13 protein-coding genes are annotated in these 12,668 nt (G+C 61.1%); 10 read left to right on the top strand and 3 right to left on the bottom strand.

What is annotated here, in order from left to right:
- The first annotated feature begins 212 nt into the window (after positions 1-212).
- Genes EH199_RS23105 through EH199_RS23095 form a run of 3 tightly spaced genes read left to right on the top strand, consistent with a single transcriptional unit; the run spans position 213 to position 3,102 of the window.
- Entirely contained in the window at positions 213-1,904 is a 1,692-nt protein-coding gene (locus tag EH199_RS23105) for a strawberry notch C-terminal domain-containing protein (protein ID WP_223806887.1), read from the top strand.
- A 53-nt stretch (positions 1,905-1,957) separates the two neighbouring features.
- On the top strand, positions 1,958-2,371 hold the full coding sequence (locus EH199_RS23100) for an MbcA/ParS/Xre antitoxin family protein (protein WP_124811404.1): 414 nt from the start codon (positions 1,958-1,960) through the stop codon (positions 2,369-2,371).
- Positions 2,368-3,102, top strand: coding sequence for an RES family NAD+ phosphorylase (locus tag EH199_RS23095; RefSeq protein WP_124811403.1), 735 nt, complete (start codon positions 2,368-2,370; stop codon positions 3,100-3,102). The genes EH199_RS23100 and EH199_RS23095 overlap by 4 nt, the downstream gene beginning before the upstream one ends.
- A 65-nt stretch (positions 3,103-3,167) precedes the next feature.
- Here the strand turns inward: EH199_RS23095 and EH199_RS23090 are convergent, their stop codons facing one another.
- From EH199_RS23090 to EH199_RS23080, 3 genes are all read right to left on the bottom strand, one after another.
- Positions 3,168-3,680 carry a hypothetical protein gene (locus EH199_RS23090; protein ID WP_124811402.1) on the bottom strand — a complete coding sequence of 171 codons (513 nt, stop codon included), beginning with the start codon at positions 3,678-3,680 and terminating at the stop codon, positions 3,168-3,170.
- 80 nt (positions 3,681-3,760) lie between these two features.
- Positions 3,761-4,252, bottom strand: coding sequence for a hypothetical protein (locus EH199_RS23085; RefSeq protein ID WP_124811401.1), 492 nt, complete (start codon positions 4,250-4,252; stop codon positions 3,761-3,763).
- Positions 4,253-4,255: 3 nt separating this feature from the next.
- Positions 4,256-5,320 (bottom strand): ImmA/IrrE family metallo-endopeptidase, encoded by a 1,065-nt coding sequence (locus EH199_RS23080; RefSeq protein ID WP_124811400.1) that lies wholly within the window; start codon positions 5,318-5,320, stop codon positions 4,256-4,258.
- Between the two features lie 204 nt (positions 5,321-5,524).
- Between EH199_RS23080 and EH199_RS23075 the strand changes: the two genes are divergently transcribed.
- The 7 genes from EH199_RS23075 to EH199_RS23045 form a co-directional block, all read left to right on the top strand.
- Entirely contained in the window at positions 5,525-6,469 is a 945-nt protein-coding gene (locus EH199_RS23075; protein ID WP_124811399.1) for a CBASS oligonucleotide cyclase, read from the top strand.
- Positions 6,470-6,471: 2 nt separating this feature from the next.
- Positions 6,472-6,966 (top strand): hypothetical protein, encoded by a 495-nt coding sequence (locus EH199_RS23070; RefSeq protein ID WP_190287403.1) that lies wholly within the window; start codon positions 6,472-6,474, stop codon positions 6,964-6,966.
- The gene (locus EH199_RS23065; RefSeq protein ID WP_124811398.1) at positions 6,963-7,859 is read left to right on the top strand and encodes an ATP-binding protein; all 897 of its coding nucleotides are present in this window, start codon (positions 6,963-6,965) and stop codon (positions 7,857-7,859) included. The genes EH199_RS23070 and EH199_RS23065 overlap by 4 nt, the downstream gene beginning before the upstream one ends.
- Positions 7,859-9,025 carry a hypothetical protein gene (locus EH199_RS23060; RefSeq protein WP_124811397.1) on the top strand — a complete coding sequence of 389 codons (1,167 nt, stop codon included), beginning with the start codon at positions 7,859-7,861 and terminating at the stop codon, positions 9,023-9,025. The genes EH199_RS23065 and EH199_RS23060 overlap by 1 nt, the downstream gene beginning before the upstream one ends.
- Positions 9,022-9,597, top strand: a complete 576-nt coding sequence (locus EH199_RS23055; RefSeq protein WP_124811396.1) for a 3'-5' exonuclease — start codon at positions 9,022-9,024, stop codon at positions 9,595-9,597. Before EH199_RS23060 ends, EH199_RS23055 begins: the two co-directional genes overlap by 4 nt.
- Positions 9,598-9,774: 177 nt before the next feature.
- Complete coding sequence (locus tag EH199_RS23050) at positions 9,775-11,763, top strand: ParB/RepB/Spo0J family partition protein (protein ID WP_124811395.1); 1,989 nt, start codon at positions 9,775-9,777, stop codon at positions 11,761-11,763.
- 166 nt (positions 11,764-11,929) lie between these two features.
- On the top strand, positions 11,930-12,668 hold a 739-nt coding region (locus tag EH199_RS23045; protein ID WP_223806886.1), incomplete at its 3' end, for an ArdC family protein.

Below are 12,668 nucleotides of genomic sequence, written 5' to 3'. Positions count from 1 at the left end.
GGCGGGCCTAGCCCGTCCCCGGACATTCCCCCAACGCTCATATTATCTGGAGTGAAATCATGACGAACCGACGCAAATCCGAGCCTCCGGCTGCCGGACTCGACATAATCGCGGACTGCAAAGAATACGTGATCGACTATCTCGCGAAGAGCTTTCCAGTCCGCCTAATGGCGGTCTTCACCGATGAAAACGGCAATCCTCGCTCCGAGCCCATGACTGACGAGCAAGGCGCACCGGTGCTCTGCCGCTCCGCGCTTGCCGCGCGCGACCGGATGATCGAGGAGCTTTGCGCGCTGCCGCCGATCGCGACCGCACTCGATGCCATCATCGAGCGCTTCGGCGTTGATCAGGTAGCGGAAGTCACCGGTCGCACGCGTCGGCTCATCATCGGGCGCGACGGTCGTCAGAAACTCCAATCGCGGTCGCCGCGCGCCAACGTCGCTGAGACCCAGGCTTTCATGGACGGCGCCAAGCGCATCCTGGTCTTTTCCGACGCTGGGGGAACGGGGCGCAGCTACCATGCCGATCTGGCCGCCGGGAACCAGGCGCGCCGGGTCCACTTCCTGCTCGAACCGGGCTGGCGGGCTGACGCTGCGATCCAGGGGCTTGGCCGGACCAATCGCACCAATCAGGCATCGGCCCCGCTGTTCAGGCCGGTGACGACAGATGTGCGCGGCGAGCGCAGGTTCATCTCAACGATCGCGCGGCGGCTCGACAGTCTTGGCGCTCTGACGCGCGGGCAGCGCCAGACCGGCGGACAGAACTTGTTCGATCCGGCTGACAATCTCGAAAGCATCTACGCCAAGGAGGCGCTCCATCGCTGGTTCGGCCTGTTGTTCACCGGCAAGCTCGAAGCAGTCAGCCTGGGGCGCTTTCAGGATTTGACCGGCCTCCGGATCGAAGCACCCGACGGTTCAATGGTCGATGATCTGCCGTCGATCCAGCGGTGGCTCAATCGCATCTTGGCACTTCCCATCGCCCTGCAGAACGCGATCTTTGATGAGTTCATGGGGCTGGTCGAAGCGCGTATCGATGCCGCCCGGCAGGCTGGCACCCTTGATCTCGGCCTCGAGACGATTGCAGTCGAGGACTTCACTGTCCTGTCCGACACGCTGATGCGCACCGATCCGGCATCGGGCGCGACGACCCATCTCCTCGAACTGGAAATCGCCAGAGCCTTGAAGCCACTCACACTGAAGCGGCTCGAGGAGCTTCACGGCCTTACCGGGCAGCGGCAGCGACCGGTTCGGAACGCCCGCTCAGGTCGGGTCGCCCTGCTGGTCCCGGCTCGCAGTATTCTTGCCGATGACGGCACGCGCGTGACCCGCTTCGAATTGCTGCGTCCCCTCAAGCGCAGCCACATCACCGAGGATCAGTTGGCTGAGAGCAGTTGGGAGGACATCTCCATAGATATCTTCCGCGATGCTTGGGCTGTCGAGGTCGAGGAAACTCGGACCAGTCATAAGCGAGAGCGCCTCTATCTTGCCACGGGCCTCCTGCTGCCAGTCTGGGACAAGCTCCCGTCTGATTTCGTGAGGGTGAGCCGCATATCGGCAGCGGATGGCCGTTCGCTCCTCGGCCGCGAGGTTCCGGCCCATTGCGTGCCGGATCTCTGCCGGGCGCTGGGTCTCGAGCGCGAGCAGACGCTGTCCGCCGATGACATTGTCCAGACCGTCCTGGCAAATGGCCGGGCCATGGAATTCGCGGGACGCGAGCAGCTCATGGTCAAACGCAGCCTGGTCAACGGCTCACAGCGAATTGAGCTCACCGGTTGGAGCGTAGCCCGCCTCGACTGGTACAAGGCCCAAGGCTGCTTCACCGAGATCATCCGCTACCAGACCCGGCTTTTCGTGCCGATCGAAGGCGCAGCGAGCGTGATTGCCAGACTGGCGTCATCGGCATAGCTCCTTGCCAAATGGCATTATCTTGAATATATGATGCCATATGGAGAACTGCCATGATGGCTCTGCAACCCGTTGATACTGCCGTTACCGCCTTCCGTCCCGATCCGATTACGCAGGACGAGGCAGCTGCCATGTTCCGCGCAGTCCTCAATCTGTTCGGCAAATGGGAACTGACCGACGAGCAGGCTGCAACGCTGCTCGACATGCCAGTGCGCTCCTATCGCCGATGGAAGGCAGAAGGCCCGGGGCGCATCTCGCGTGATGGGCGCGCGCGTCTTTCCAACCTCATGGGGATCCACAAGGCGCTTCGCATCATCTTCTCGGAGGCGACCCGCGGGTACACTTGGATCAAGGCAGCGAATGAAGCGTTTGGCGAAGCCAGTGCGCTCGACGTGATGCTGGGAGGCGAGCTTACCGACATCATGCGGGTGCGTCGCTACCTCGACGCCGAGCGCGGTGGCTGGTGAGCGAAACAGCAGAAACCCCCGTTTCTAGAGTTGAGTGGAAGGGCGCTGTCAGGATCATCCGCAGCGCCTTTCCGCCAATCGATCTGTTCGAGGACATCGCCGATCCCTCGGACTGGCCGCTGCTAATCTCGGCAGAGCAGAAGACCAATCCTCGCATCATGGCGACTATTGGTAACCTCGACCTCGTTCCGGTTGACCGCCGCGTCGGCGGCAACGGCGCCTCCTATCTCATGGCGCCATTCACCCACGTCAGCACTGACCGACCAAGCCGTTTTGCCGACGGCAGCTTCGGCGTGCTCTATGTTGGAGACCGGTTCGAAACTGCACTGTTCGAGACGATCCACCACCATGCTCGCTTTATGGCACGGACAAACGAAGCGCCTGGCTGGACCTCGCAATTCCGGGAGCTCGTCATGTCAGTCGATGCTGACCTGCATGATTTGCGAGTTCCGGCGGGGGCGCCAGTTCCGGCGCTCGATCCCGACAGCTATGCCGCATCTCAAGCGCTCGCGCGGCACCTCAGGGGCGCGGGATCGAACGGGATTGCTTACCCGAGCATCCGGCACCCCGGCGGGGAATGCGTTGCGCTATTCCACCCGGACTGCGCATCAAATCCGCTCCAGGGGCGGCACCTTGACTATTACTGGGATGGCGCGCGGGTTGACCTCGTGCGCGACGCCGGATCAGGGGCCGTTTTCCGCATCGTCGATTTGCCGATCGATCCTGTCTGACCGCATGACTTCGGCTTCCGGCCGAGTGCTGTAGGAGCACCCAGCACAGGCTCCTGCCAGCAGACTCAAGTCTGAGCGCCAGCCTCCACGAGTTCATGAAGGGCTTTGTCTGGTGAAATCGGACCCTTGTACAGCGGGCTACACGGTGTCTCCGCTAGCTTGGCGGAAATCGCCAAAAGGTCGTCATCATCACCCTTTTCATAGGCATAGGCGGCCAGCCAGAACTCCGCCTGCTTAACGAACTCATTCAGGATGCCGACGACGCTCCGGTTCGCAGTCTTTGCGTACCGGACCTGGTCCATCCGCCAGACTTCCTGAGCGATGAATTCGCTTGGGACGCCGTGCTCCTTCAGAACCAGCGCCAATTGTGCCGGGAATCTTCGAGCAAGCGTGGCCGCTGGGGCCAGCGGCATAAGCACGGGAAGCAACGTGCGCTCAGAAACCAGCAAGGCGACTTGCGGCTTCCAGAACAGGGTGGTGGCGTACCAGTTGCCTAGCGCGGTGTCGCTTTGCCCAGGGGCAACGATTTCCGGTTTGATCCTGTCAAGCAGCTTTTTGGTACAATGGAGGTGGAACATGTCGGCCTAGGATAGTGTTCGCTCCTCCGCGCGTCCACTGACGCTCCCGGCCCAGTCGACGGAATGACTATCCCCGAATGTCAGCCGGCAAAGCGAGTCAAGCGATGCTTAACTTCACTCGCAGGAAGGCGGCAGCGCGGATGGGCATAAAGTTGGGTTAGGCCACTGTGCAACCGATCGAAATTTACGTGGGCACCATCGGCCATCTGGTCGAAGAGCCATAGGACTCCGTGCATGGCGATCTGTTCGGCAGCGGCCAGTTCTCGCAGGATTCCATCACCGGTCAGCAGCGTCCATGTCCGAGACTCCGCAAGTGCGAAAGCAAAGGTGTCGGGCACTGAGAGCTTCTGATGCTGGCGATTAACTCCGGTCGCGCGCCGCAGTTCAGATGCCGTGAGTTCCTCCACCCGCAGTCCGAGCGCCCTCAGTCTGTCGCCGAGTTCCCCCTGCAGTTCACGAACGTAAAGGAGATCAGGCACCGCGAACTCGAATGGCAGCAGGAACATCTCATCGAGAAGGTTCGCCCGTTCGAGGTCGATGAGGACCGAAGTATCGGATACCAGGACCGCCACCGATCAGGCTGCCACCTGATCCAGTCGCCGGTCGAGTTCACGCACGGAAATGCCGAGCAACTCCGCGGCTCGCGATTCTCCGATCACGCCTTCGGCCAGAGCACGATAGCATAGCCGCTCGAAGCGCCGCGGCTCTTCCAGTTCCGGCTGCATGCTCTCCGGTTCTTCAAAAGGCGCCGTACGCCATCCTCGCTCGGCGAAAACTTTGAAGAGGCGGGCGCATGCCGCTTGGTTGATGATACCCAGATCCTTGCAGCGATAGGCTAGCGCCTGAATGCTGACGCCAAACAGTTTCTTGAGCGCGACCAGCTCGCCGATGCTGATCGAGGAACGATGGGCGCCGACTTCGGCGCGTAGCACGTCTGCTGGCATCAGGAATGCACCGGCGAAACGATGCGCGGCCTTTTCCTCATCCACGCCACCAGCAGGAGCAATGACCATATGGCCAAGCTCATGCGCCAGGTTGAAACGCTTGCGCTCCGACCAGGAGCTTCGCTTGATGACTATGACGCGCGCCGCATCGTTGCCCTTGCGCCGTACCTTGGCGGCAAGTCCGTCCACGTCGTCGAGATCGAGCGACAGCACCTTAATGCCGCGTTCCTCCAACAATTCGGCAAGATGCGGGATGGGGTCGTTGCCAAGTCCCCAGTCGTCTCGCACAGAACGGGCTGCATCCTCAGCATCGCGAACATCGGCCACCGGGTGCGGAGCACTTCGTGGCTGCTCCCATTCGACACTACGCATCTGGAGCATGTCCTCGACCGCGAGATAGCGTTCGAGCATGTGGATGGCTCGCGCCTCGAGCATGGCTTCCTCGCGAGAGGACGTGCCGACCTTCTTGCGAAAGTCCACGCCCTCCAGCGACAGTTCGTCCTCGCTTAAAAGATATTCCTCGGAAACCGCCAATGCCCGAGCAAGCGCGATCAGTACGCGAGAACTCGGCATATCCTCGTTTCGCTCATACTTGCCAATAGCCTGGGCAGACACGACGCCATCCATCGTTTCGGCCAACGCACGCAGCGACAGGCCGGACGCCGACCTCGCAACCTTGAGCTTGTTCCCGATCATGATGGTCTCCTTCATTGACCTCCGCAGGTCAGTTTCCATAAATGGTATATGGAGCCTATTTTGTAAACCAAAACCTCTTGAAATGCGGTAAACCGATCCTACGTTTCGTTCACAATCGCGATTTTATTGGATTTTGTAAACCGATGGCGCGGGGGAAGCCGGTCTCTGCCCGGTTTGCGATGACGAGCCGGAAAGAGGTGGGCTATGGGACTGAGTAACACGCAACTGCGATACTATGACAGCAACGTCCTGCGCTTGCCGGGGGACAAGCGGAAGGAATATCATGCGCAGGTCGACCGGCTGATCACCGAGCTGTGCAAGAGCATCCGCGACAAGACCGAAATCAAGATCACCAAGGTGGTGAAGGCGGGCTCCTTCGCCAAGTTCACTATCTTGCGCCGGACGGCGTCGGACCCGGTGGACGTCGATGTGGTATTCTACATCTCAGGCCGCGACGCGACCAGGGAAACCCTCGATAGCCTCAGCGCAACGATCTACGATCTGCTGGTCAAAACCTATCCGAACAAATCGGTCGAGGACTTCGAGATCCAGCGCAAGGCCGCCACGGTGAAGTTCGTGGGATCGGGCCTCAGCGTCGATATCGTGCCCGTGGTCGAGGATGCCGGCAGGCCAGGATTTGGTTGGCAGTATGACATTCACGATGGCTCGAAGATCCAGACCTGCGCGCCCTGCCAGATCCAGTTCGTGCGTGATCGCAAGAGCCAGGACGGCGATTTCCGCACGCTCGTGCGCATGGCGAAGAAGTGGCGCAACTATGCCGAAATCAAGCCGCTCAAGTCATTCGCCATCGAACTGATCATGGCGCACGTCCTCGCGACGCAGGGCAAGGCAGGCGGCATCGAACAGCGCTTTCGCGACTTCCTCCTCTATATCGCCCAATCGGGTCTGAAGGAGGAAATCCGCTTCCCAGAAAACACTGCACCTTTCGGATCTTTTTCCGATCCCGTCGTGATCCTCGATCCGGTTTACAGCCTCAACAATGTCGCCAGCCGGATTTCAGAAGCGGAACGCAAGGAAATCGTCGCTGCGGCACAGGAAGCCTGGGAGGCAGCAAACTTCGCGTCTGTGGAAGACGACAATGGGGTCTGGAAGGAACTCTTCGGCCCTGGCTTCAAGGTGGAGGACTGACCATGAGCCAGACGCGAACGGCTTCTGCCACCTATACGACGACCGACGTCGAGAATGTCGTGCGCCGGGTGAAGGCCGATCTTACCATGATCGCCGACAGCACTGGTGCGTGGACGGCCCAGCAAGCCGCCGATTATGCCCATGACATTGAGGTGCTGGCCAAGGCGGGCTATCTGGCCTGGGTCGATCTCACCCTGCTGCAATATGGGGTCGAGAAGAAGGCCACCCGGTTCAATGTCGATACCGATGCCAGCGGCCTGACCACAAGCCGCCCGGGCGGCGTGCTCTGGCCCCGTCTGCCAGGTGCGACGCTGCGGATCATCATCAGCTATACCGCCGCTTATACCGAGGAAGCGCGCCAGAAGACGAGCGGTAAGCTCAAGATCGGATGGACGACGTCCTATGATGACACCAGCCATTCGAGCCTGAGTTCTTCGGGCGGTCGCAACTATGTCAGCAATGCCTATGGCATGCAGCGCAAGGATTGGGCCGCATGAGCCAGCCAAGCATCTTCGATAGCGAAATCGCGCTGCCCAGCGATGTTCTGGCCGGTCGGGAGAAGCGGCTGCTGGGGTTCGAGGCCCGCTATACCCGCGTCCACGACCAGCTTCGCCTGCTGCTTAACGTTGGCGCCCTGGGGGACTGGAACCACCAAAAACATGGCGGCAAGCTCGCCTTGTGCGATCTTGTCGCCGAACAGTATCCGCTGGTGATCTTTCATGGTGACGTCGGAACCGGCAAGACGGCGACAGCGGAGTGTATCGCAAACCGGCTTGTCGCGGAGGCCAGGAGTTCCGACTCCATGCTGTTCAAGCTCTCGAACCGAGTGCGTGGCAGCGGCATGGTCGGCGAGATGGGAAGCCTCATCACCGAAGCCTTCCACAAGGTCGTCCAGGCAGCCGGCAAGAGTCGCCGCGCCATCCTCATTATCGATGAAGGAGATAGCCTGGGCGCATCGCGTTCGCAGGACCACAGCCACCATGAAGACAAGGTCGCGGTCAACACGCTGATCCAAGGTGTCGATGACCTGCGCCAATATGGCGGGCGTATCGTCGTCATCCTATGTACCAACCGCCTGTCGGTTCTCGACGCGGCGCTCCGGCGCCGTGCGGCAATCGTCGAGGAGTTCCGCCGGCCATCGGACGCAGAGCGCGATCAATTGTTTCGGATGGATCTGGTGGGCCTCGATGCAAGCACGGCGCAGATCGGTCAATTGGTTCAGGCCACAGCCGCGCGCGAGGGACGCCCGCCTTGGACCTATTCCGATATCCGCACGCGGCTCTATCCAACGGCGCTCGCCCAAGCCTATCCTGATCGCGCCTTGCGGTTCGAGGACCTGCTTTCGGTTGCAACCACGCTTCAGGCGTCTCCCGTCATGGAGGACAAGTGATGGCGCGATCACCGCTGTTCGGACGCCGCATTCACATCTCCGGCAGCATCGCCAAGGATATCGCCGTCGCATCGACGGCTGAAGTTGAAGCCGCCCGCGCATTCATGACTGGCCTGGTTAGGGAACTAGTCAGACGTGGCGCCAATTTCGTCATCCCGGTCGATGCCGAACCTGTCCGCGAAGCCGACGGCCTGCCGATTTGTTTCGACTGGCTGATCTGGAAGGCCGTGAAGGACAATCTGGCGCAAAGACCGCAGAATGTGCCGGGCCCCTTCGTGGTCGCCGTCCAGCACCACAAGACCGAAGAGCAGATTCCCGAAGATCACGCCGGGCTATGGGACGAACTGCGATCTTCCCAGCTCGTGAAAATCGAGAGCGCCGCGCAATGGAATATGAACAGCAAACGGATGGAAGCGCAGGCGCGATTTGGCGATGTGCTCGTCGTTCTGGGCGGTGATGAGGGAGTCCTTTATCTGGCCAACCTCTATCATGATGCGGGCAAGCCGATCGTGCCGCTCAACCTACCGCTCTGCGCCGAGACCAAAGGCGCAAGACGGCTCTATAATTTTGGTTTGGCGAGTAGCCAGACCCGCCGCCTGTTCCAGATTGCGGATGATGGAGATGCTCATGACTGGATCAATCGGATCGGCTTCCCGAGCCGCCAAGCTATTCCGAGCCGGATCTCCGTGCTGATCGATCTCCTCGAAGCGCTGGAGCGGCCGAAGGCTTTCGCGGTTCGCCTGCTCAATCCCGATCTTGAGGACTATGAAGACGTCCAGCAATTTTTCGATACGGTCGTCAAGCCGGTGATCGAGGACGAGCTCGGCTATCGCCTGGTCGTAATCGATGGGCGGCAAACCTATGAGCATGCGCGCATCGATCAGGAGATATTCGCCAAGCTGCATCGCAGCAGCATTGTTCTGGCTGATATCACCGGCGCCCGGCCCAACTGTTTTCTAGAACTGGGCTATGCCCTTGGACGTTGCCTGCCGACCATGGTCATGGTGCGCGAGGGGGCCAGCCTACCATTCGACATCACGACATTTTCCGGCCTACACTGGAAAGCGAGCGGCAGTGCCGAGGATCGCAAGCGCGCTTTCCGCGAACATTGGAACGCGATCCGCAATCGCCCCTCTCTTGTACCAACGGAGCCACTGATCTCATGAGCGAAAAGCGCGAGATATTCGTTTCCGTTGATGTCGAGACGTCAGGGCCTATCCCGGGCGAGTACAGCCTTCTGTCTATTGGCGCCTGCTCGGCTTTTGCCCCGGATGAAGCCTTTTCCTGCGAGCTTAAGCCAATCAGTGACAAATTCGACCCCAAGGCTCTCGAAGTCACCGGGCTATCCCTGGCGACGCTGGCGCAAACCGGCGAGGAACCTCGTCTCGCTATGGAGAAATTTGCGCGATGGCTGGGTGATCTGTGCGGCGATGATGCGACTATCATATTCGTTGGGTTCAACGCTCCTTTCGACTGGTCATTCATCAATTACTATTTCCATCGCTTCCTCGGGGAGAACCCGTTCGGCTTCACCGCGCTCGACATCAAGGCGCTGTATATGGGGGCAACCGATTGCTCCTGGGCGGACACCCGCTCGAGCCAGATCGCGCAAAATGTGGCGCCGACCCTTACTGGCACACATGATGCCTTGGCTGATGCTCGCTATCAGGCCGAGATTTTCAGGCTGATTAAAACAAAGCTCTTGCCTCAAGGGAAAGGCTTGAGCCCTGCGCCTTAGTGTCGAGGCCGCACGAGAAAATTGCATGCTTCATCACCAAGCTGTCCGGTCATGCTCTGAAATTGGATTGCCGAAGTAAACGCTGCGAACGCATGAGAGGGGAGTGGGCTTTGCCCTGATTGAGCCAGTTGGGCGTCGAAGGTCGATGCACCGGGCTCACAATCAGGAGTGTGCCCCATGATCAAGTCGATCCCGCTGAACAAGCTCGTCCAGTCTCCCCGCAATGTTCGCCGTCACAGTGACCCGGCATCAGACGTCGAGCTCAAGGCAAGCATTGCAGCCTGTGGCCTGCTACAAAACCTCATCGTCAGGCCCACCGCCAAGGGCAAGTTCGAGGTCGAAGCCGGTGAGCGGCGTCGGCGCGCAATGCTCGCGCTTGCAGACGAAAAGATCCTCGCCCGCGATCACGAAGTCACCTGCCTCGTGCTCGAAGGCAGCGCTGAGGTCGCGGTCGAGACCAGCCTCGCTGAGAACTTCCACCGCCTAGCCATGAACCCGGCCGACGAAGCCCAGGCCTTTGCCGCGCTCGTGGCAGGCGGTGCGACCGTCGAGGACGTTGCCCGCCGCTTCGGTCTGACCGTTCGCTTCGTTGATGGCCGGCTGCGTCTCGCGAACCTTGCGCCTGTGGTGTTCGAGGCACTGGCCTCCGGGGAAATCACTCTCGACATCGCCAAGGCTTTCGGTGCGACCTCGGACCAGGAGATCCAGGCCCGCGTCTTCGAGCAAGTGTCCTCGGCCTACTATGCCCCCACTCCGGACAGCGTCCGGCGCATGGTCCTTTCCGGGACCGTGCGGGGCAGCGATCCGCGCGCCCGGCTCGTTGGCCGCGACGCCTACATCGCTGCCGGCGGCCGGATCGAGCGTGAGCTGTTCGACAACGACGACAGCGAATCCTGGATCGATGTGGCGCTGCTCGAAAACCTCGCCGCCACCAAAATGGAGGAGCAGGCCAAAGCCCTCGCAGCCGAGCAGGGTCTCGCCTGGGTCAAGCCCACGCTCGATCCCTATGCCAGCCATGATCTGGTCGAAGGGCTGGTCCGGCTTCCTGCTGAACCGGCGCCGCTGACCGAAGCCGAATTGGCGAGGCTCGACGAACTCGATGCCTCTTATGACGAGCATGCGGCGATCCTTGAGGATGAGGACAGCGCCGAGGAGGCTGTGGCAGCCGCCGAAGCGGCCATTGAAGCGATCGAACGCGAATGCCAGGAAATACGGGCCCGACCGCCGGTTATCTCGCCGGAGCTCAAGGCCGAGGCAGGAATGGTGCTGGTGCTCTCCCGCGATGGCACGCCGGTTCTCCAGCCGGTGTTCTACGGCGAGCGTCAAACTGAACCCACCGAAGCCGACGACGGGGTCGAAGTCGTTGCAGGCGAAGAAGGTTCGGACAGGCGCCGGACGACGTTGTCGAAACGTCTGGTCGACGAACTCGCGATGCAGCGCCGCGATGTTCTGGCCCTGCATGTTGCATCCGATCCCGGGCTGGCGCTCGACATCATGGTCTTCACGCTGGCCGATGCCGATACCCACGACTGGCGGACGCGCCCTTCGACCACGCTGCGCGCCCCCGTTCCTGCAGGCCCGATTATCGGCTTCGAAGCCAAGGATGCGCCGGCGAGCAGCGCGCTTGCTGAGCTCAGATCCGGCCTCGACGAAAGTTGGCGCTCTGGCACCGATGCGACTGCCCGCTTTGACCTGTTTCGCGCGTTGCCCGATGACAGTCGCGCGGCCTGGCTTGGCTTTGTCGTTGCCCGGTCGCTCGAGGCAAGCCTCAACATGACGGGCGAGCGTCAGCTGCCGTTCCAGGATCACCTTGGCAGCCTGATCGGCATCGATATGGCGCAGTGGTGGCGCCCGACAGCAGCCAACTACTTCGACCGGGTATCGAAGCAGGTGATCCTCGACTCGCTGACAGATGTTGGCGGTCTCGAGCTCTCTTCGCGCTTCGCCTCGGTCAAGAAAGGTGACCTCGCGATGAGTGCCGAGCGCGTCTTCGCCGGCACCTACATCACTGAGGTCGAGGTCCGCGAAAAGGCCTTGGCCTGGGTGCCTGAGGTCATGCGCTTCGCTCGCCCTACGCCGGAGGCGGGCGAAGCCAACATCGACGCAAGCGACGCTGAGTCGGGTATCGACGGCGAAATTCATACCCCCCGCGAGCTGGCCGCCTGACCTCCTCCTGACAGGCAGGCCACTTGTACCTCGAGAAGCGGTCCTTCGGCTTACGCCGGAGGGCCGCTTCCTTTTTGGAAGCAGAGCAGAGGGGGCCCGTGAACCTGTGGCACTGACCGGCGAGCCTGTCGCCGACTGTCCAGATGCCTCAATCAGGAGAACCATCATGGCCTATCGCAAGGGGCAGGGCGGCGGCCTGTCGCCCGCCACCCGCATCACCCAGGAAATCATTGCCCGTCTGGAAGCTGGCACGAAGCCGTGGATCAAGCCCTGGCGCGGTGTCCCGGTCTCCCGGCCCTTGCGGGCCTGCGGGATCCCGTACCGCGGCATGAACGTGTTCTGGCTCTGGATGGTCGCCGACATGTGCGGCTACGCCTCGCCATTCTGGATGACCTACAATCAGGCAAAATCGCTCGGGGCCCAGGTCCGCAGGGGCGAGAAGTCGACCATCGCGATCTTCTACAAGAGCTACACCAAAGAGGTGGAAGCCCCCGATACAGGCGAAAAGACTGACGAAGCCCGCCGGGTGCTCAAGGCCTATCCGGTCTTCAATGCCGATCAGGTCGAAGGTCTGCCCGAGCGCTTCCATCCGGCTGCAACGCTCGAACTGGTTGAGCCCGCAGGGCGCGAAGCCGACCTCGACGCCTTCTTTGCTGCCATCCCGGTCAATCTGCGTCATCAGGGCTGCGAGGCCTACTATGAACCGACCGCGGATCGCGTCACGATGCCGCCGGCCAGCTTGTTCAATGGGTTCGATCACTACTACGCCACACTTGCCCATGAGGTAGGTAACATTGCAAGTGTCCTCGTTTCGAGGACCGCTTTGGCGGTCGAGCGATGCTTCTCCTGGATCGCCGAGTCCCTTCGGGGCAGCCACACGGGCAGTCGATCGCGTTTGTGTTTCG

Source organism: Novosphingobium sp. LASN5T (genome assembly GCF_003856955.1).
Taxonomy (GTDB): Bacteria; Pseudomonadota; Alphaproteobacteria; order Sphingomonadales; family Sphingomonadaceae; genus Novosphingobium.
Note: the sequence above shows the minus strand (reverse complement) of the source record. Positions and strands in the feature narration are given on the sequence as shown.